Origin of the sequence: Microcella sp., from assembly GCF_025808395.1 — a bacterium.
In the GTDB taxonomy this organism is placed as follows: domain Bacteria; phylum Actinomycetota; class Actinomycetes; order Actinomycetales; family Microbacteriaceae; genus Microcella.
This window is the reverse complement of record NZ_CP075524.1, coordinates 1,495,776-1,515,809: the sequence shown is the minus strand read 5'-3', so window position 1 is coordinate 1,515,809 and position 20,034 is coordinate 1,495,776. Positions and strand designations below refer to the sequence as shown.

Sequence of the window (20,034 nt, the reverse complement as noted above, 5' to 3'; positions counted from 1 at the left end):
CTAGAGCTCTTTGTAGAGCCGCGGAGCTTGATTTACGGCGGTGATCGCGTGGGTGAAATCGACGCCGACGACATCGAGGTACCACTTGAGGTTCGGGTATCGCGGTGTGTTCTCTTCTTCGACGAGGAGCAGCGCCTCTTCGCGCGTCATGTCACCTTCGCGCACCTGGTTGCTGCGGAACGTATCGTGCTCAGTGAAGCCAGCGATCGTGTAGTACGCGTAGTTGTAGAACGCCGCCGTGCCGTCGCCGATGCGCCAGGTCGTCTGAGTGTCGGGCGCGCGTTCCCAGTCGTACTCGCTCAAGAGCGTGTCGTCGATGAGCTTCTCATCCCAGCGCCAGTAGTCGAAGATGTGGAAGTAGTCGGTCTTAGTCGTGAAGCTGCGGTAGTACTCGCCGAGGAGAGTGTCTGGAATCGAGCTGTTGAAGTACCCCGGGCTCTGCAGCATAGCCTTGAAACGCAGGCTCTGATAGCGCAACTGCTTCATGCCGCCGTGGCTGTAGACGCGCTCTTCGGCGAAGTCCGGCGGAACCCCGAGAAAGCCTGCCTTGAAGTGCGTGACCTCGAGCGGGTTGATTCCCCAGAGGTTCAGGGTGACGCCCGTCTGACGCTTGAGTGTCTCGATATGCCGAAAGAAGTGCTTGTCCCCGGCGGTCAGCACGCTCAGCATGCCGAGGTGGGGCGACTTCAGCCAGGCGTTCAGGTTGCGGCGAATGTACTCGCGCTTCTTCGTGATGTCGGCCGCGACGATGATGTTCTCGACCCCGAGCTTGGCCGACATGCGACTGACGTTGCGGCGGCCGAGATCGGTGACCATGCCCCAGTCATAGGTGTAGGTAACTGGCTTGAGCTTGAGCTCGTGCATGATGAGGTGCAGCCCGTACGAGCTGTCGCGCCCGCCCGAGAAGGGCACCAGCACTTCATCGCCTGACTGGCGTCGAAACGGCTCGATGAGCTCAAACAGCTCTTCTTTGGGCCGAGGGTGGTTGCGGGGCTTGTAGTTGTGGCAGTAGTTGCAGACGCCCTGCTCATCGAACTTGATGTACGGCATCGTCTCAGGCAAGACGCACCGCGTGCAGCGGCGAAAGTCGGGCTTCGGATAAATCAGCAGCGCCTCTTCTTCGGCCGAGATTCCGAGACCCGGCACGAGGTTGAACGAGCGGTCTTTCCACTCGGTCAGCTCCACTGCGGCATCTTGCGCTGGAACATCAACGATCTCGACATCGTGGCGCACCTGGCGAATGTTCTCGGCGTTGATCTGCTCGAGCGGGTAGCGCTCAGACGAGAAGACCACTCCATCAGCCTTGTCGCCGACGTAGAGGCTGCCGTTGTTCGAGAAGAGCAGCAGTTTGCCGAGTCGGGGCACGAGAGCAGCGCACGCGACAACGCCCACAGCGAGGCTCAGCACACGCTCGGCGGCCGTCTCGATGGTGCCGCCATCGTCGAGGTGCGAAGCGATGATCGCCGGGATGATCTCGGTGTCGATCTCGAGCGTGGGGCTCTTGCCGATTACCGACCACAGCGCTTCGTGATTGACGATGATGCCGTTGTGCAGCACCACGACTTGTTCGCGAGAGACCGGCTGGTTGTCGGCCGTTCCGTTGGTGACGAGGCGGCTGTGCCCGAAGAACAAGTGGCCGAGCGGAGGAATGCGCTTGAGCAGTCGGTCGATCGGCTCGTCAGCGCGATACGCGTGATACCCGCCTGTGCCGTGAATGACCATACCGCTCGAATCGCGGCCACGCTGCTGCGCGTGCTTGACGAGAATCTTGGCCGACGAGGAGTCGAGTTTCTCCTGGCCGATGAAGCCAAAGATTCCGCACATAGGTTTTTCTCCGATTCTCGGGGCCGACGCAGTGCACACCGCAAGGCGAAGCGACGCGAGCACGCCCAGCGAACAATCATGCCACGCTCGTCGGGCCGAAATGAGCGGCGGGCCCGCCCGGGGCCGCGTGTGCAGGCCGATACGATGGTGCAGTGTCAGGCCAGCCGATCCAGCCCTCGAAACGTGCCCTCGTTATCTGCTATTCACCGATTGCCAGCGACGGTCGAGTCACCAATCAAATCCGTTGGCTCGAGGGTGCGGGCTACACCGTCGATGTGCTGAGCCGCGGCCCCGAGCACCCCAACGCCTCCGGCAAGCAGTTTCACATCGGGTACCCGAGCTTCGTCACTAGGGTGGCGATGCATCTCTTCTTGACCCACCGCGCGCGTTTTCGGCGACTCATCTCGAAGCACATGCCGACGGCTCAACTGCACGGCGAGCAGTACGACCTCGTGATCGTCAATGACCATCACCTGCTGCCGTGGGTAATCGATGTGGTGCCAGCCCTTGCCCACGGGCCGGTTGTGCTCGACCTGCACGAGGTTTACTCGGGCAACGGCACGAGCCTCTCCTATCGGATGCTGATCGCTCCGTACGACGATTGGCTTCTCACCTTCTTGACCGATCCCGTCTTCACGAAGCACCTGACGGTCGCCGAAGGCATTGCCAATCTCTATCGCGATGAGTTCGAGATCACGCGGCCCGGAGTGATTCGCAACGTGGCACCGTACGAAGAGCTCGAGCCGTCTACGGTCGACCCTGACCACATCGTGCTCGTGCATCACGGCTATGCCGCCGTCGAGCGCGGCATCGACATCATGCTTGATGCGGCGATGCTGCTTGAGCCACGCTTCAGTCTGGTGCTCATGGTGCTGGGTGACGAAACGTCGCTCGCTCCTCTGCGTCGGCATCCGGCCGTCGCCGCTGGCCGGGCTCGGTTTCGCGACCCAGTCGGTGTGACTGAGGTCGCCAAAGCGCTCAATGAGTACGACCTCGAGCTGATTTTCTTCCCGCCGCGTTTTGCCAACAACGTCTACGCATTGCCAAACAAGTTCTTCGAAGCTGTGCAGGGCCGCCTGGGAGTCGTGATCGGTGAAAGCCCTGAGATCGTCGGATTCGTGCGCGACCTTGGTCTCGGCATCGTCGTCGACGGGTGGGAGGCTTCCGACCTCGCGAGTGCACTGAACTCGCTGACTGCCGACCAGATCTCGGCCATGAAGCAAGCCTCGGGTCGCGCCGCCGTTGAGTTGTCGACTCGGGGAGAGGGTCCGCGATTCTTGGCTGAGGTCGGCGCCTAGACGGTCGCTTTGCCGATTACCCTGTAGGCGATTCCCGGCCATTGGTCGGCCGATGACACGCGTCGACCGTCGATGAATGCCGAGAGGCCCGGCAGGTCTACAGGGCTGAGACTGCGGTATTCGTCGTGGTCCGCCTGCACCACAACCGCATCGACCGGCTCGCCGAGGTGATACGGGGTGAAGCCCAGCCCGGTGAGCTCATCGTCGGTGTACATCGGGTCGTGCACGACCGCCGTTGCCCCTCGGCTGCGCAGGGCTTCGACAGCACCGAAGACGCCCGAGAACGCAGTTTCTTTCACCCCTCCGCGGTATGAAGCACCGAGTACGGCGACCTTGGCTCCGGCAAGGTCGCCATAGGCGCCCTCGAGCAGGCCGATCGTGTAGTCGGGCATACCCGCGTTCGCGGCTCGAGCCGCTGAGACGACGGTCGCCTCGGGGTCTGTCCAAAGGTAGAGGCGCGGGTAGACCGGAATGCAGTGACCGCCGACAGCGATGCCGGGTTGGTGAATGTGTGAGTACGGCTGCGAGTTCGATGCTTCGATCACCTGGTAAACATCGATGCCTGCTGTCGACGCATAGCGCGCAAACTGGTTGGCGAGACCAATGTTGACATCGCGGTAGGTGGTCTCCGCGAGCTTGGCAAGTTCGGCGGCCTCGGCGCTTCCGAGATCCCAGACGCCGTTGCCACGAGGCAGGTCGGGGCGGTCGTCGAAGTCGAGCACCGCTTCGTAAAACTCGGTGGCGCGCTGGGCACCCCGTTCAGAGAGGCCGCCCACGAGCTTCGGATACTTGCGCAGGTCGGCGAACACGCGGCCTGTGAGAACTCGCTCAGGTGAGAAGACGAGGTCGAAGTCGACGCCCTCAGTGAGGCCCGATACTTCTTCGAGCAGCGGCTTCCAGCGGTTTCTGGTCGTACCGACCGGCAGGGTCGTCTCGTACGACACGAGGGTGCCAGGCGTCAGCACTGCTCCGAGCGATCGGGTCGCGCCGTCCATCCACCCGAAGTCGGGTTCAGCGGTCTGCTCGTCGACGAAGAGAGGCACAACGAGCACGACGGCGTCGGCACCGGGCACGGCATCGGCATAGTCGGTGGTGGCTCGCAGAGCGCCAGCGGCCACGAGCTCACTGAGCTTCTCTTGCAGATGCGCCTCACCCGGAAAAGGTTCAGTGCCGGCGTTGATGAGGTCGACGGTGCGCTGAGACACGTCGACTCCGACCACGTCGTGGCCCTTGCTGGCGAACTGCACGGCGAGCGGCAGCCCGATCTTGCCGAGGGCGATGACGGCGATTTTCACGAAGTGCCTCCAGTATCAGGTGTGCGGGTCAATGCTATGCGCGGATGATCGCGAGGCTTTCGTCGACCACCTGCGTCGCGATCGCCGCGAGTGAGAAGCGCTCTGACGACCAGCGGGCGAGCTCGGCGCGGTCGGGTGGCGCCAGTGGAGCATCCATCGCCGCAATCATGGCCTCTGCGACTGCTGATGGCTCGTAGGTCACGGCGACACCAGCTGGGTAAGTGGCGTGGTCGAGAAACTCGATCGTGGGCCCGACGCCGGTGAAGACAACCGGACATCCGGCTGCGAGCGACGAGTAGACCTTGGTCGCCAGGGCGTATTCGTTCGCTGCCACGGGCGCGAGGCTGGCGACCGAACAGGTGGCTCTGGCGAGAATGGTCGCCAATTCGGCGGGGGGAATCGGAGGGTGGAATGCGACCGAGTCGGCGATGCCCAGCTCGGCTGCGCGAGCCTGCATGTCATCACGATCTTCACCGTTGCCGTAGTACTCGAGCCGAGCGCGCGCATGCCGGTTCACAACAGCGCGCATGGCGTCGACGAAGATGCCGGCCCCGTGCCATTCAGAATGGGTGCCCGCGTAGATAAACAACGGTGGGTCAGCCGGTTCTTGACCGCTGTAGCGAAAGTGCGCGGTGTCGGCACCGAAGCCGATGGGCACGGCCGGGGTTGTGATGCCGAGTTCTCGAAAGCGGGCGATGAGCGGGTCATGCGCGGCGAACAGTCTCTTCGCGCCCTGCAGCCCCCACGCCTCGATGCGACGCAGTGTGCCGAGCACGAATCGATTGCTCGTGACCAGTTCGGCTGCTTCAGACCAGTAGTCAGCGGCCCGCACGACGTAAGGGGTGCGCCGCAGCCAGGCGATGACGCGCACCACGGCCACGGTGGTGGGCGGCGGCTCGACGATGTAGAGGTCAGCTCGGCGAGAGAAGAGCAGCCGGAACGCGAGGGGAATGTCGAAACTCATGTAGCTCACGTAGCCGCGCACATACTGCTGCCTGTCGCGCTTGACGGGGGCTCGACGAATGTCGATGCCCGGCGGGTCGTCGATCACGGCGCCTCGCGGTGGTCGCGCGGTGAGAACCGCGACCTCGAAACCTCGATCGCGAAACTCTTCGGCCCAGGTGCGCAGAATTCCCGATGCGGCAGAGACCTCGGGCCCGAAAATTCGGGTAGCAATGACGACTCTCATCAGCCTGCAGCGAGAAGCCGGGCAACGAGTGCGTGCTGCACGGCTCGGTCGGGCTCGCTCGACAGCGCTCGTGCCGAGCGATTGGCGGCTTGCTTGAAGCCCGTCACGTCGTCGGCGGTGATGTCGTGCAGAGCGTCGACCAGTGCGTCGGCGGTGGTGTCGCTCGTGATGATGCCGAGACCGTACTGCCCGACGTGAGTGTCGATCTCAGGCGCTGGTGAGAACACCAGCCCGAGTCGGGCCTGCACGAAGTCGAAGAACTTGTTCGGCAGGTGGTAGAGGTGGCTGAGCGTCTTGAGCGGGTAAAGAAACACCCCGAGGTCATACTGGTTCAGCACGCTCGGAAGAGTGTCAGGTGGCACAGGGTCGTGCACCGTGACGCGAGGTGATTCGGCGGCGAGCTTCTTGATCACGTCGAGATGACCCCCGGGCACCTCAAGCAGATAGAGATCGAGACTGAACCGCTCGCCGAGTCGACCGACGGCTTCGATGAGTTCGACAATGTTGCGCTCGGCGTCAGCAGTGCCGCTGTGCACGAGTCGAATCAAATCAGGGTCGACGGGCGACGGCGTGGCATCTCTAAAGTCGGCTGCATTACGCACGACCTCGGTCGCGACGCCGTAGCGCTCGGTGTAGAGGCCCGCGAGGCCCTCGCTGACGCTAGTGACTGCGGTCGTGCGCGGCAGGTACTTTTCGCACAAATGCTGCATGTAGGGGCCGACGAGCACCCGCCACACGAAGACGGTCGCCCGTTCTTCAGCAGCCCATTCGTGCATGTCGGCGAGAACCGGCGCCGTGCCCGACGCGGCGAACGCGAGGGGCAGAGCGCGAGCGTCGTTGGCGACGACGAGGTCGTATGGGCCTGAGGCGACGACCTCATCGAGAACCGCCTTCTCGCCCGGAGCGGTGAGCTCGACAGAGTTGTGCAGTCGCAGGGCGAGCTTCACGACCCCGGCGGGCGTCTGAGGCAAAGAGGCTGCGTTCTCTGGCACTTCGATGTGGCGCATCACCCCAGCTGGCGCCGCGCCATAGCCGACGGTGGTCACGTCACCGTGCTGCTGCAGAACCTCGAGCTGTCGCAGCACTCGCGAGTCTGCGTAGATTGGAGAGAACGAGACGCAGAGTATCTTTCGCGGCGGAGCCGAAGGATGGGTCACGTGATTCTTTCCAGGAGTGATCGAGAGGCGATATCAGTCTAATTGGACGGGCCGAAGCCGCGTGACGATGGAGTGCACCCGACAACACTCGCACACGGAGCGGGCCCCCGAACTCGATCAGGAAGGGCTGTCGAGAATGCGCCGTTCGAGTTTCTCTCACGCTACACTGGCCTCTTCATCGAGACGCACTCCGACATGCGAAACACAAGACCTATCGGGTCGACGTCGCGGGCGAACTAGCCCTCGCGTGGTGTCCTCCAGCGACACCGACTACCCCGGATTCGACCACCGGCGGCCAGCGCAGTGATGCGCGCAGAGTCTCAGGAAGGCGATGTCGGGTGTCGGCAGAGGTGCGCCCGTTTCAGCGGTGTGTTCGGACGATTATGGACACGACTGATCCGGATATTTGGTTCGATGAGTATGGTGTCTCGTCGCATGTGATTGGTTTTGAGGCGAATCTTGCTGCGGAGGTTCGTGCGGCTCAGGCGGGCGAGCGGTTGGGTGAGCTTGATGAGTTGGTTGCTCGCATTAAGCAGGCCGGTGAGGGCAAGCCGTATGACTGCGTGATCGGTATTTCTGGTGGCGTGGATAGTTCCTATTTGGCGTTGCAGGCGGTGAAGTTGGGGTTGCGGCCGTTGGCGGTGCACTTCGACAGTGGGTGGAACAGCGAGCTCGCGGTCGACAACATTCACAATCTCGTCACCAAGCTCGGTCTTGATCTTTATACGCATGTTGTCGACTGGCGTGAGATGAAAGATCTGCAGTTGTCGTTCTTCAAGGCGTCGGTGGCGAATGCTGATACGCCGACCGATCATGCGTTCGGGTGGGTGGCGTACTCGCAGGCGAAGAAGTATGGAATCAAGTACATCTTGTCGGGGGCGAACTTTGCCAGTGAGTCGATTCTGCCGACGGCGTGGGGGTATAACGCGGGGGATGCGAAGCATGTGGCCGCGATTCAGAAGCAGTTCGGGTCGGTGAAGCTGAAGACGTATCCGTTGATGGGGTTGGTGAAGCGCAACCTGTGGTATCCGGAGGTGCGCCGTATTCGCACGGCTGCGTTGCTGAACTACATGCCGTATGTCTATAAGGATGCCAAGCGCGCGATCGCTGAGGAGCTGGGGTGGCGTGACTACGGGGGCAAGCACTACGAGTCGGTGTTCACTCGGTATTTTCAGGGCTACTACTTGCCGCACAAGTTCGGGTTCGACAAGCGGTTGGCGCACTATTCGTCGTTGATTCTGTCGGATCAGATGACGCGTGATGAAGCGTTGGCGTTGATGGAGACGGCGAACTATCCGGAGGAGTTGCGTCGGCAGGATCATGAGTTCATTGCGAAGAAGTTGGGGGTGGGGGTGGATGAGTTGGAGGCGATCTATGCTCGGCCGCCGGTGCCATATTCGGCCTACCCCAACGCCGAAGCGATATGGTCGAAGATCAGGCAGGTCGGGGCGCCCCTCGGCCGATTCGCGCGCAGGGTGGGACTACTGACATGACTTCTCGGGCTCGAGTACTCGTTCTGACGTACACGCCATTCGCGCTCGAGCCTCGCGCATTGAAGCAAGTCAGCTTCTTGAAAGAGCAGCACGACGTCGTCACCGCAGGTTTCGGTCCTTCGCCGTTTGCTGATGTACCACACGAAGAGATTGCCGAAGGCCCGCTGTTTCGATGGGGCTTGATCGGCCGGTTGCTGAACATCGCTTTCCTGGTGATGCGCTGGTACGCACCGCTCGCGTCGATCAACGCGCTCGACAAAGCGACAGTGAAGCAACTGAAACCGCGGGAGTGGGATGTCGTGATTGCACACGACGTCAAGGCGCTCGATGCCGCTCTTGCCCTCGCCCCGAAGCGCGGCGTGGTCGTCGATCTTCACGAGTACGCGCCGCGACAGGAAGAACACTCTGCCCTGTGGCGTCTCTTGATCGCGCCCTACTTCCGGTGGATGTGCCGCAAGAAGGCCACTCAGGCCGCTGCGGTCGTCACGGTGAGTCAAGGAATCGCTGACGAGTACCGAAGCCAATTCGGGTTTGACTCCACACTCGTCGTGAACGCTACTCCGTATGCCGAGCTACAGCCTCGGGTGGTGAAGACTCCGATTCGCCTTGTGCACAGCGGTCGGGTGGCTGTGCAACGTCGACTCGACATCATGATTCAAGGTGTTCGAGACTCCTCGGCCAACGTCACTCTCGATCTCTATCTGGTGGGGGACGAGTCGCCAGAGATGGACAAGCTCAGGTCTTTGGCGGCTGACGACCCGCGCATTCGGTTCAGAGAGCCAGTGCCGTACCCCAAGCTGGTCAAGACACTCAACACCTACGACGTGGGCTTGAGCATCTTTCCGCCGACGACGTTCAATTTGGCATGGTGCCTACCCAACAAGTTTTTCGATTTTGTGCAAGCCAGGTTGGGGGTCATCGTGGGCCCGTCTCCCGAGATGGCGAGGTTCGTCGACCAGTACAAGATCGGTCTCGTCCTTCCCGATTTCGACCCTTCCTCGCTCGCAACGGCGCTCGACTCGCTAACGCCACATGGCGTCGCCCAGTGGAAGGCCACATCGCACTCTCACGCGACCGCCCTATCGAGTGAGTCTCAATCTGCAATCTGGGAGGACCTGATGGCGAGGTTGCTCGAGCGCGAGGACGGGTTGTAGCAAGACACCTTTTCAGGTCTTTCCGGCGTCTCACCGGGCATCTCCTCGTCTACTCGCGCAGATGGGCACTGCCCAAAGGTGGGTAGACTCGCGTCGGCCTGGAATCTCTAGGCGAGTCGTCTGGAGATCTCACTTTGCTGAGCATTCGCATCGTGCTGGCCGCGCTTGGGTTGTCTGAGGTTTATGCGGAAGAGGCGATTAACATGCGGAGCGAGGTGCGCCCGTTTCAGCGGTGTGTTCGGACGATTATGGACACGACTGATCCGGATATTTGGTTCGATGAGTATGGTGTCTCGTCGCATGTGATTGGTTTTGAGGCGAATCTTGCTGCGGAGGTTCGTGCGGCTCAGGCGGGCGAGCGGTTGGGTGAGCTTGATGAGTTGGTTGCTCGCATTAAGCAGGCCGGTGAGGGCAAGCCGTATGACTGCGTGATCGGTATTTCTGGTGGCGTGGATAGTTCCTATTTGGCGTTGCAGGCGGTGAAGTTGGGGTTGCGGCCGTTGGCGGTGCACTTCGACAGTGGGTGGAACAGCGAGCTCGCGGTCGACAACATTCACAATCTCGTCACCAAGCTCGGTCTTGATCTTTATACGCATGTTGTCGACTGGCGTGAGATGAAAGATCTGCAGTTGTCGTTCTTCAAGGCGTCGGTGGCGAATGCTGATACGCCGACCGATCATGCGTTCGGGTGGGTGGCGTACTCGCAGGCGAAGAAGTATGGAATCAAGTACATCTTGTCGGGGGCGAACTTTGCCAGTGAGTCGATTCTGCCGACGGCGTGGGGGTATAACGCGGGGGATGCGAAGCATGTGGCCGCGATTCAGAAGCAGTTCGGGTCGGTGAAGCTGAAGACGTATCCGTTGATGGGGTTGGTGAAGCGCAACCTGTGGTATCCGGAGGTGCGCCGTATTCGCACGGCTGCGTTGCTGAACTACATGCCGTATGTCTATAAGGATGCCAAGCGCGCGATCGCTGAGGAGCTGGGGTGGCGTGACTACGGGGGCAAGCACTACGAGTCGGTGTTCACTCGGTATTTTCAGGGCTACTACTTGCCGCACAAGTTCGGGTTCGACAAGCGGTTGGCGCACTATTCGTCGTTGATTCTGTCGGATCAGATGACGCGTGATGAAGCGTTGGCGTTGATGGAGACGGCGAACTATCCGGAGGAGTTGCGTCGGCAGGATCATGAGTTCATTGCGAAGAAGTTGGGGGTGGGGGTGGATGAGTTGGAGGCGATCTATGCTCGGCCGCCGGTGCCATATTCGGCCTACCCCAACGCCGAAGAGTCAGCGGGTCGACTTTTCGCGATGACGGCGGCACTCGGGGCCATTCTGCGAAAGCTGCGCATCCTGCGATGACGACGGTCTCCATCGTCGACTACGGCCTCGGCAACCTCGGCTCAGTCATGAACATGCTCAAGCGCGTCGGCGCGAGCTCTCGACTTGCGAAGACTGCCGACGAGATCGCGTCGAGCGACCGCTTGATTCTTCCCGGTATCGGGGCGTTCGACACGGGTATGGCTCTGCTCGATCACGCAGATCTCACCCCAGCCATCACGGCGTTCGCGGCAACAGGCAAGCCGGTGCTCGGCATCTGCTTGGGAATGCAGCTACTGCTCGATTCGTCAGAAGAGGGCTCTGCATCGGGTCTCGGTCTCATCCGAGGCAAGACCCTGCGTATTCCTGAAGGTGACGGTGTCAGAGTGCCGCACATGGGCTGGAATCTCGTCGAGGCCGTCAGGCCTGACCCGCTTGTCGCCGAACTGCCGGCCGACAGCCGCTTCTACTTCGTGCACAGCTATCGCGTGGTGCCCGACGATGAGAACGACGTTCTCGCCATTACTCGGTACGGGGTACCGTTCGCCTCGATGATCAGGTCGGAGAATGTCATGGGCGCCCAGTACCACCCCGAGAAGAGCCACGCGTTCGGTATGCGCGTGCTGAGCAACTTCGCCTCGCTATGACAGTGTTTCCGCGGGTGATTCCCGTGCTGCTCGTCAGCGATGGCTACCTGGTGAAGCCGGTGAAGTTCCAGGGCGACAAGTACATCGGTGATCCGATCAACGCGGTGAGAATCTTCAATGAGAAACAAGTCGATGAACTCGTCATTTGCGACATCGACGCATCGATCAAGGGCACGGGAGTCAACTACACCCTCATCGAAGAGATCGCGAGCGAAGCGTTCATGCCTGTCGGCTACGGCGGCGGGGTGTCATCTGCGGCCGAAGCTCAGCGCATCACCAGCATCGGCATCGAGAAAGTCGTGCTCAATACGGCGGCCCTGCAGCGGCCAGAGACGATCACCGAGATCTCAGACGCCCTGGGTGCGTCGAGCACTGTCGTCAGCGTGGATGCGCGTCGCAAGCTCACCGGGGGCTGGGAAGCCTTCGCTCGTCGCGGCACCCGAAAAACGGGTTTCTCGCCTGCCGAGTTCGCCTCTCGGGCCCAGCAACTCGGAGCAGGCGAGATCTTGGTCTCATCGATTGACCGGGAGTGCACGTTCGGTGGTTACGACCTCAAGCTCATCGAGTCGGTCGCCGCCGCTGTGACGGTTCCGATCATCGCTCTCGGCGGGGCGGGCGGCTTCGACGACTTCGCCCCCGCACTTGAGGCCGGAGCATCAGCCGTGGCCGCCGGCAGCATGTTCGTGCTCAACGGCAAGCACCGAGCGGTGCTAATCTCCTACCCCACGCCTGAGCGAGTTCGCACGCTGGGCGACATAACAGCGTGACGGATCAGAACGGCCGAGCAATGCAACGATCACGATGGGCGAGCCGATGAGCACAACATCAAGTGAGAGTGGTCGCGGTGAGGGTATTCCCCTCAAGATCCTCATTCTCTCTTACACGCGCACGGAGCAGGAGCCTCGGATCATCAAGCAGATCCGAGAGTTCAGCGGCAGGTCCCACGTCACGACGGCGGGCTACGGGCTGCGCCCTGAAGGTGTGCACGATCACATCGAACTCTCTTGGCCGCCACCGCGCAAGGGGCTGGCTCGTGTACCGGGCTTGTTTTCGTTCCTTCTTTTGTCTCGGTTGCATCGCGCTTACTCCGCATTGGAACCCCGTGATCGAGCGTCGTTCGATCAGTTGAAGGACGGAACCTGGGATGTCGTGGTAGCTCACGACGCCCAAACTCTCTATCTTGCGTCGCGACTGCGGCCACGCTACGGAGTGTTGGCAGACATGCACGAGTACGCGCCGAGGCAGAGCCTTCCATCCCTTAGGTGGAACCTATTGCATCAGCCGTATTACACGTGGCTATGCCGGACATACCTGACTACCGCCGCCGCAGTCACCACCGTCAGCCAGGGGATTGTGGAGGAGTACCGCCGCGAGTTCGGAGTGCAACCGGTCTTAGTGGTGAACGCCACGCCATACCACGAACTCGAAGTCGGGAGAGTTGGCCGTACGATTCGGTTGGTTCACAGTGGGGGTCTTGCCGTGCAGCGCCGGCTCGACATCATGATTCAAGGCGTACGAGAATCCGCGGCAGATGTCACGCTCGATCTCTACTTGGTCGGAAGCGAGTCGCCCCTGATGCGTGAACTCAAGGACCTAGCGGCAGGCGACTCGAGGATTCGTTTTCTTGAACCCGTGCCGTACGCGGAACTCGTGCCGAAGCTAAATCAGTATGACCTGGGACTGAGCATTTTTCCGCCGACTACCTTCAACCTCGCGTGGTGCCTACCCAATAAGTTCTTCGACTTCATTCAAGCGAGGCTGGGGGTCATAGTAGGGCCGTCACCCGAGATGTCCCGAATCGTCAACGAATACGGCGTCGGCCTCGTGCTTGCCGACTTTGAGCCGTCGTCACTAGCCAAAGCGCTAGATGCGCTCACTCCTGAGCAGGTCGCGGGCTGGAAGTCGGCTTCGGCGAATCGTGTTCGTGAACTGTCAGGAGAGCAACAAGGAAAGATCTGGGGGTCGGTGCTCGACACCATGGTCAGCAACGGCAGTTGAGTCGGGTCATCCCTCGCGGAGGGGCAGTTTTCCAATGCTCCCAAGTAAGAACCGCGGACCGGACTCCGCGACATAGACTTTCTGGGTGAAGAAGACTGGGGCCAACGAGTGAAACAGGTGCTGTCACTCTTCCGACAGGTGATGTCGATCCTGCCGTCTGGCGGAAGGCGCTTTGTTTGGACCTACTCCTGGATTCTTGCGTCACTGTCACTGTTCGATGCTGCGGCTCTTGGGCTTCTTGCGGCGGTTCTTGGTCCAGTATCTATCGGATCCCCAGTTGTTCTCCCGGTCCTTGGCGAGCTGGACACTGTGGGTGTTGTCTGGGTGATCCTTGCCATTTGCGCGATTCTGATTGCGAAGAGTGTTTGTGCAGTTCTGGTGACCTGGTGGGCTACTAGGCGTATACCCCGATACGAGGTTGCGATTGGCGATCGGCTTCTCCGCTCCTATCTTGCAGCGCCCTGGCGTGATCGTCTTCGCAAGAACTCAGTCGACATCATGCGGTTCTCCGATAGCGGCATTGATGCCTCTATTAACTCCTTCCTCTTGCCAGGAGCGACGCTATTGGGCGAGGCAGTCACGCTCATCGCGGTGATTGCGACCCTAGCTGTGATCCAACCGGTGCTGGCCATCGCGACCTTGTTGTACTTGCTCCTCCTCGGGGCGGTTCTGTTCTTCTGGATCGCTAGGCATGCCCGAAAGGCGGGAGAGGTGAACGTCAACTACACGATGAAGAGCTCACGCCTAATTCTCGAGATCATCGCTTCCATGAAGGAGGTCACGCTACGGAACAAGGAAGGCGAAGTCGCCGACGCTGTTCGCGACGCTCGAACCTCGAGCGTGAGGGCGAGAGCCAACATCTACTTCCTCGGTCAGTTGCCGCGGTTTGCGCTCGAAGCGGGGCTGGTCGGTGGCTTCGTTCTCATCGGCGGGGTGGGCTTCGCCCTCGGTGGCATAGAGCAAGCGGTAGTGGCCATTGGGCTTTTCGCGCTGGCTGGCTTTCGTGTTGCTCCGTCTGTGATTCGTTTCCAGTCTGTGCTTTCGCAGATGATCGCAGCAGCAGAGTACCCGCGCCAGGTTCTGCTCGAGCTAGCCGACGTTGAGCGAGGCACGGCGGAGACCAGCCGTGGCTGGCGCGAGGTGCCGCCTGACTCCAAGAGCATTGTTTTCGAGAAGGTCAGTTTTCTGTACGGCCCCGACGCGTCCCCTGCGGTTGAGGATGTCTCGCTGGAGATTCCGTTCGGCTCGTCTGTCGCGTTCGTAGGGGCATCCGGGTCAGGAAAATCGACTATGGTCGACCTACTCCTCAGCCTGTTGGAACCGACTTCCGGCGAGGTAATGGTTGATCAGACGCGACTTTCGGAGATTCGTACATCGTGGAGATCCAGAGTCGGATACGTCCCTCAAGAGGTTGCGCTGTTTGATGCAACGATTGCGCAGAACGTAGCTCTCACTTGGGGGGAAGACTTTGATGCTTCACGTGTTCAATACGCACTTGAGCGCGCGCAACTCTGGGATCTAGTCTCCTCGCGCCCAGGAGGAATCAGCGCGAAGGTTGGCGAACGAGGGTTGGCGCTATCGGGGGGACAGAGGCAACGGTTGGGTATTGCCAGGGCCTTGTATTCCGATCCTATGGTGCTCGTGCTAGACGAAGCGACAAGCGCGCTCGATACGCAGACGGAAGCTCTTGTCACCGCGGCTATCAACTCGGTCGGGGACGACGTTACCAAGGTCGTGGTTGCACATCGTCTTGCAACGATCAGACATGCGGATTGCATTTTCTTCATGAGAGATGGGCGACTGCTGGGGAGCGGTTCCTTTGTGGACCTCGTGAAGCGGTTTCCTGACTTCGCGCAGCAGGCTCAGTTGGCTGGACTCACCTGAACCGACGCATGCCCTGACTTGACGCGCGCATCGACCTCACTGTTGTCAAGGGCTGATCCACTCACCGAAAGGTGGGCGTATGTACGGGCGATTCGACACGAGTCCCCTGACGCCAGGGACTTCCGCCCGACGTTGAACGGGCTAGCGGCTACCTCGACTCAGGTGTGGGAAGCGTAGGCGGGACTGCCTCGCGGGTTACCCTTGCAGTGACAATGTGGGGGAGTGCGAAACATGGCGACTAGTGAGACGCGCAGCTCGGGCACACGTCAGGGCAGCCGGAGACAACGGTACAGATTCGCCGTTTCTGCACTGGTGGTATCGCTTCTCGTCGGTGTCGATGTGGCATTGGTGTTTTCGCCGCGACCTGCGCAAGCCGTTGAGGTTCACGGTCCATCGAAGCGTCAGGTCGTGACCACGTCGTCGAGCTTTCAACCTGGCCTCATTATCAGTGACGCATTGTTCTACGATTCGGGGGCGATGTCCGCGCCGGAGATCCAGGCGTTCTTGGACGCGAAGATCGGTACTTGCCTCAACGGCAACTGTTTGAACGTGGCGACAGTCCCCTACCCCGGCCGGCCCCGGGATGTGTCGTCATCTACTGGAAACCTTGTATGCGAGGCGATCCCGGCAGGCACGTTCCGAGTGTCAGAACTGATCTATCGGGCTCAGGTTGCTTGCGGTATTTCTGCCAAAGTCATTCTCGTCACGCTCCAGAAGGAGCAAGGTCTCGTGCTCAAGAACGCACCGACAGACTACGCACTCCGGTGGGCAATGGGGATGGCTTGCCCAGACACTGCGCCTTGCAACACTGCCTTCGCGGGCCTGGGTACTCAGATCGTGACTGGCACTCGTCAACTCAAGGTCTACAAGGCCGGCGCCTTCGCGCGCCAACCTGGCAATCACTTCATCGGATGGCACCCGAACAGCTCATGCGGCGGTACAACAGTGAATATTCGGAATTTTGCCACCGCAGCTTTGTATAACTACACACCCTATCAACCAAACACGGCTGCCCTCGCGAACCTGGCGGGCACCGGCGACAGTTGCTCGAGCTATGGGAATCGAAACTTCTGGCGCTTCTATAACCAGTGGTTCGGCTCGACCATCGATGTACCTTGCACAGTGAGTGCGCAATCGGAAATTTTCCGGCAATGGGAGGCGGAGGGCGGCACTGGAGGACCCCTTGGCGCTTCCGTCGCTCCGGGCATCGCCAACGGTGGGGGCGGAGCGTTGGTCGGCTTCTACGCCAACGGCAACATCTACTGCACCCCCGGCGTAGGAGCTATAGCAGTGCTCAATGCTGCTCGCGATAAGTACGTCGAGTTGGGAGGGTCCACGAGCGCTCTTGGCTTGCCTATTCGAGCTCGCGTCGCGTTCTCCGCTCGCGGGATCGATGGCTACCTTCAAGAGTTCTCGCGCGGAATCATGCTGTCGTCGAGTTCGACTGACGCATTTGCGGTGCTTCATGGCCCGATTCGGAATGCGTGGGGCGATCGCGGAGGATCAGGTGGTGTGCTCGGTTGGCCTAGGGGAGACCAAGAGTCGATTGCGATAGGGGTGAGTCAACGGTTCGAGAACGGCACCATCGTTGTTCCACACGGTCAAGCCGCCATCGTTGTTTCGGGGCCCATCGGGGAGTACTGGTCAGCGGGCACTCACTCAGCTTCGCTTGGTTCTCCGACTGGGGGCCCCGTGTCGTGGTCAGCTGGCGGGGTGTCGGGCTCTCTGCAGTACTTCCAGCGAGGGATGGTTCTTTCGTCATCGACAACGGGTACCTTTGCCGTCCTCGATGGCCCGATCCGGAACGCGTGGGGCAACTCAGGGGGTTCTGGGGGGTCTCTCGGATGGCCGACTGGCGACCAGGAGACAGTGTCCGGGGGGATTCGTCAGCAGTTCGAGCGGGGATTCATCATCGCTCCGACCGGTGGAACGGCTGCAGCGTTGTCTGGAGAAATCGGGACGTATTGGGGTTCTGGTTCGAACGCGACGCGGTTGGGGTCGCCCACCGGTCCCCCGTCGGCATGGTCTGCCGGCGGGGTGTCGGGAACATTGCAGTACTTCCAGCGGGGAATGGTTCTGTCGTCGTCGACGACGGGGACCTATTCGGTTTTGGATGGAGCCATGAGAAGTGCGTGGGGCGCTCGGGGAGGTTCGGGTGGGCCACTCGGGTGGCCGACGGGTGATCAGCAGTCGGTCTCGGGAGAAATCCGTCAACAGTTCCAAGGAGGACTCCTCGTGGTGTCAGGCGGTGGATCCGGATTCGCCGTCAACGGCGAGATCGGACACTACTGGGCGGCGGGAGCGAACAGGTCCCTACTGGGCTTGCCGACCTCGTCGGCGGTCACAGCATCCTCTGACGACATCTCCGGCAGCTCACAGTTGTTCGAGCGTGGGATCGTACTGTCGTCCACGAGCACAGGAACTTACGCAGTCTTGAACGGCGCCATTCGCTCGGCATGGACTGCGAATGGCGGCATCTCAGGTGCGCTCGGTTGGCCTATCGGCGAGCAAGTGGGTGTCCGCGATGGGCTTCGCCAGTCCTTCCATAAAGGATCCCTTTTCACACTTCCAGGCGTTGCGCCCGTTGTCGTCACGGGGCAGATCTACGCATACTCGGCAACGGATTCCAACGCGGCCATCCTCGGCATTCCCATCGCGCCCGAGGTGCTGTGGACCGCAGGGGCAGTATCGGGTTCCTATCAAGTGTTCGAGAAAGGATTGGTGATGTCGTCAGTCGAGACCGGCACCTTTGCCGTGCTCGACGGCCCTTTCCGAGACACATGGGGCGCCCTTGGTGGCTCTGGTGGTTCCCTGGGGTGGCCGATCGGCGATCGGGTGGTCGATGGGGAGGTGACTCGCCAACAGTTCCAAAGGGGAACGGTGTTTGTTCCCATCTCGGGGCAGCCGTTCGTGGAGTTTGATTGACGATCGGCTTGCACACGGATCGGGCCATCGAGATGGGATTCGAAACCGTACACGCAACGAGCGCGAACCAGAGAATCGATTCTGCAGTCGAAAGGACTGCCTAGCGTCCTCAGGGCAGGTTCCGCTCGAATTCTGCGAACCGCTCCATTACGCGATGGCGGTTGCGTTCACGGTGACGTCGGTTGCCGATGTAGACCCCCCAAGGTTCAAGGTCTCGCGTGACAACCGAGTTCGCCCCCACGACAGCGCCTTCTCCGATGGTGACCCCAGGAAGAACGACCGCGTTGGCCCCGACGATGCAGAATCGCCCAACCTCGATCGCACCGCGCTTGGCGTTCCGGTACTCCGTGGGCACAGTTGAATTGCCAAAACCTCCGCTCACGAAGTCGTCGGTTCCCGTCAAGAGCTTCGCGCCTTGCGACACCGCGGAGAAGTCGCCCAGGTTCACGGCTGCACCGCCCGTTATCGCGGAGAAACAGGCGATGTGCACGTAGTTTCCGATAACGATCGGCTCTCGTGCCACTATCAGTGTGAAGTCATCGATGATGACGGGAGAACCGAAGATGATGTTCTCGACTCCAATCACCTTCGCCGTTTCGTATACCTTGACACCGAGGGGGAAGCTGGGCATCTCAGAAGCGTACATCGGCTAGCGATACACCGATCGAGTGCGTGCGCATCTCCAGATGCGAGATGCGAGAATGACGTCTATGCCTGAACCCGACGCCCCTGCATTCCCGGAGCCACTTCATGTTGGGCGCCCGAACATCGGTTCACTGGAGCGATTCAACGCGCTCGTTGCGGAGGCTTTTGAGCGACGCTGGCTCTCGAACGATGGACCCCTCGTTCGAGAGTTCGAGGAACGCATTGCCCACAGAATCGGCGCGCGACACTGCATTGCAGTGACGAACGGCACGATCGCGCTAGAGATCGCTGTCCGGGCGCTCGAACTGAAGGGCGAAGTCATCGTGCCTTCTTGGACTTTTGTCGCCACGGTTCATGCTCTGCAGTGGCTCGGCTTGACGCCGGTCTTTGCAGACATTGACGTAGACACGCAGTGCCTGGATCCCGAGTCGGTTCGCTCAAAGATCACACCACGAACCACAGGAATACTCGCGGTACATCTTTGGGGGCGTGCAGCACCCGTGCGAGAACTCGAAGCAATCGCCGCTGAGCACTCGCTCACTCTACTGTTCGACGCCGCTCATGCCTTTGGTGTATCGGCCGAGGGTCGTATGGTTGGCAACTACGGTAACGCAGAGGTGTTTAGCTTTCATGCGACGAAGTTCTTCAACACTCTCGAGGGTGGTGCCGTCGTTACGAACGACGATGAGTTAGCTGCTCGTCTTCGGCTGATGCGCAACTTCGGGTTTTCTGGTGAGGACAACGTGGTGTCGGTTGGCACGAACGGCAAGATGAACGAGATCTGCGCCGCGATGGGCATCACGAATCTCGAGCGACTGGACGAAGTGATCGACGTCAACCGTGCGAATTACGAGCGGTACGCGGCCGGAATCGCGAGCATTCCGGGCGTCACCCTGCTGCCGATCGATGAGGAAGAGGAGAGCAACTATCAGTACGTTGTCGTGCTCGTCGACCGTGTTGCCGGCCCTGGGCGCAACGAGGTACTCGACGAGCTTCGTCGAAACAACGTTCTTGCACGGAGGTATTTCTGGCCGGCGGCCCATCGAATGGAGCCCTATCGGAGCTTGACGCCAAACATCTCTTCGTCACTGCCCAACACGGAAACTGTTGCCGAACAGGTGATCGTACTTCCGACCGGCACTGCGGTCGATCTCCATGACATCGACAAGGTCGTGGAAGTCATTCGACGCACTGTGGCAACGAAGTGAT

15 protein-coding genes are annotated in these 20,034 nt (G+C 60.7%); 10 read left to right on the top strand and 5 right to left on the bottom strand.

Annotated features, from left to right (window positions below; translation table 11 throughout):
* Positions 1-1,824 carry a hypothetical protein gene (locus KIT89_RS07380; RefSeq protein ID WP_297599776.1) on the bottom strand — a complete coding sequence of 608 codons (1,824 nt, stop codon included), beginning with the start codon at positions 1,822-1,824 and terminating at the stop codon, positions 1-3.
* Positions 1,825-1,976: 152 nt separating this feature from the next.
* On the opposite strand from KIT89_RS07380, the gene KIT89_RS07375 reads away from it, so the two are divergent.
* Positions 1,977-3,122 (top strand): glycosyltransferase, encoded by a 1,146-nt coding sequence (locus KIT89_RS07375; protein WP_297599774.1) that lies wholly within the window; start codon positions 1,977-1,979, stop codon positions 3,120-3,122.
* Here KIT89_RS07375 and KIT89_RS07370 read toward each other — a convergent pair.
* From KIT89_RS07370 to KIT89_RS07360, 3 genes are read right to left on the bottom strand one after another with little or no spacing between them, the layout of a single operon-like run.
* Positions 3,119-4,417 carry a nucleotide sugar dehydrogenase gene (locus tag KIT89_RS07370; protein WP_297599771.1) on the bottom strand — a complete coding sequence of 433 codons (1,299 nt, stop codon included), beginning with the start codon at positions 4,415-4,417 and terminating at the stop codon, positions 3,119-3,121. The two genes, KIT89_RS07375 and KIT89_RS07370, sit on opposite strands and share 4 nt — an antisense overlap.
* A gap of 34 nt (positions 4,418-4,451) precedes the next feature.
* Positions 4,452-5,606, bottom strand: coding sequence for a glycosyltransferase (locus KIT89_RS07365; protein WP_297599768.1), 1,155 nt, complete (start codon positions 5,604-5,606; stop codon positions 4,452-4,454).
* Positions 5,606-6,691 (bottom strand): hypothetical protein, encoded by a 1,086-nt coding sequence (locus tag KIT89_RS07360; protein ID WP_297599766.1) that lies wholly within the window; start codon positions 6,689-6,691, stop codon positions 5,606-5,608. The genes KIT89_RS07365 and KIT89_RS07360 overlap by 1 nt, the downstream gene beginning before the upstream one ends.
* A 410-nt stretch (positions 6,692-7,101) precedes the next feature.
* On the opposite strand from KIT89_RS07360, the gene KIT89_RS07355 reads away from it, so the two are divergent.
* The 8 genes from KIT89_RS07355 (at position 7,102) to KIT89_RS07320 (ending at position 18,180) form a co-directional block, all read left to right on the top strand.
* Positions 7,102-8,256, top strand: a complete 1,155-nt coding sequence (locus KIT89_RS07355) for an N-acetyl sugar amidotransferase (protein WP_367275860.1) — start codon at positions 7,102-7,104, stop codon at positions 8,254-8,256.
* A gap of 59 nt (positions 8,257-8,315) precedes the next feature.
* Positions 8,316-9,410 carry a glycosyltransferase gene (locus KIT89_RS07350; protein ID WP_297599763.1) on the top strand — a complete coding sequence of 365 codons (1,095 nt, stop codon included), beginning with the start codon at positions 8,316-8,318 and terminating at the stop codon, positions 9,408-9,410.
* 152 nt (positions 9,411-9,562) lie between these two features.
* Positions 9,563-10,768, top strand: a complete 1,206-nt coding sequence (locus KIT89_RS07345; protein WP_297599760.1) for an N-acetyl sugar amidotransferase — start codon at positions 9,563-9,565, stop codon at positions 10,766-10,768.
* Entirely contained in the window at positions 10,765-11,373 is a 609-nt protein-coding gene (gene hisH, locus KIT89_RS07340) for an imidazole glycerol phosphate synthase subunit HisH (protein ID WP_297599757.1), read from the top strand. The genes KIT89_RS07345 and hisH overlap by 4 nt, the downstream gene beginning before the upstream one ends.
* Positions 11,370-12,140, top strand: a complete 771-nt coding sequence (locus KIT89_RS07335; protein WP_297599754.1) for an AglZ/HisF2 family acetamidino modification protein — start codon at positions 11,370-11,372, stop codon at positions 12,138-12,140. The genes hisH and KIT89_RS07335 overlap by 4 nt, the downstream gene beginning before the upstream one ends.
* 34 nt (positions 12,141-12,174) lie before the next feature.
* On the top strand, positions 12,175-13,371 hold the full coding sequence (locus KIT89_RS07330) for a glycosyltransferase (RefSeq protein WP_297599751.1): 1,197 nt from the start codon (positions 12,175-12,177) through the stop codon (positions 13,369-13,371).
* 117 nt (positions 13,372-13,488) lie between these two features.
* The gene (locus KIT89_RS07325) at positions 13,489-15,255 is read left to right on the top strand and encodes an ABC transporter ATP-binding protein (RefSeq protein ID WP_297599748.1); all 1,767 of its coding nucleotides are present in this window, start codon (positions 13,489-13,491) and stop codon (positions 15,253-15,255) included.
* Positions 15,256-15,663: 408 nt separating this feature from the next.
* Positions 15,664-18,180, top strand: coding sequence for a hypothetical protein (locus KIT89_RS07320; protein WP_297599746.1), 2,517 nt, complete (start codon positions 15,664-15,666; stop codon positions 18,178-18,180).
* 109 nt (positions 18,181-18,289) lie between these two features.
* On the opposite strand, the gene KIT89_RS07315 is transcribed toward KIT89_RS07320, so the two are convergent.
* The gene (locus KIT89_RS07315; RefSeq protein ID WP_297599744.1) at positions 18,290-18,811 is read right to left on the bottom strand and encodes a DapH/DapD/GlmU-related protein; all 522 of its coding nucleotides are present in this window, start codon (positions 18,809-18,811) and stop codon (positions 18,290-18,292) included.
* Between the two features lie 79 nt (positions 18,812-18,890).
* Between KIT89_RS07315 and KIT89_RS07310 the strand changes: the two genes are divergently transcribed.
* Positions 18,891-20,033 (top strand): DegT/DnrJ/EryC1/StrS aminotransferase family protein, encoded by a 1,143-nt coding sequence (locus KIT89_RS07310; RefSeq protein ID WP_297599742.1) that lies wholly within the window; start codon positions 18,891-18,893, stop codon positions 20,031-20,033.
* Position 20,034: the final 1 nt, after the last annotated feature.

Excerpts from the sequence above, each read along its gene's own strand:
- KIT89_RS07315 (WP_297599744.1), bottom strand. The coding sequence starts at position 18,811 with ATGCCCAGCTTCCCCCTCGGTGTCAAGGTATACGAAACGGCGAAGGTG.
- KIT89_RS07335 (WP_297599754.1), top strand. The coding sequence starts at position 11,370 with ATGACAGTGTTTCCGCGGGTGATTCCCGTGCTGCTCGTCAGCGATGGC.
- KIT89_RS07330 (WP_297599751.1), top strand. The coding sequence starts at position 12,175 with ATGGGCGAGCCGATGAGCACAACATCAAGTGAGAGTGGTCGCGGTGAG.
- KIT89_RS07380 (WP_297599776.1), bottom strand. The coding sequence starts at position 1,824 with ATGTGCGGAATCTTTGGCTTCATCGGCCAGGAGAAACTCGACTCCTCG.
- hisH (WP_297599757.1), top strand. The coding sequence starts at position 10,765 with ATGACGACGGTCTCCATCGTCGACTACGGCCTCGGCAACCTCGGCTCA.
- KIT89_RS07365 (WP_297599768.1), bottom strand. The coding sequence starts at position 5,606 with ATGAGAGTCGTCATTGCTACCCGAATTTTCGGGCCCGAGGTCTCTGCC.
- KIT89_RS07310 (WP_297599742.1), top strand. The coding sequence starts at position 18,891 with ATGCCTGAACCCGACGCCCCTGCATTCCCGGAGCCACTTCATGTTGGG.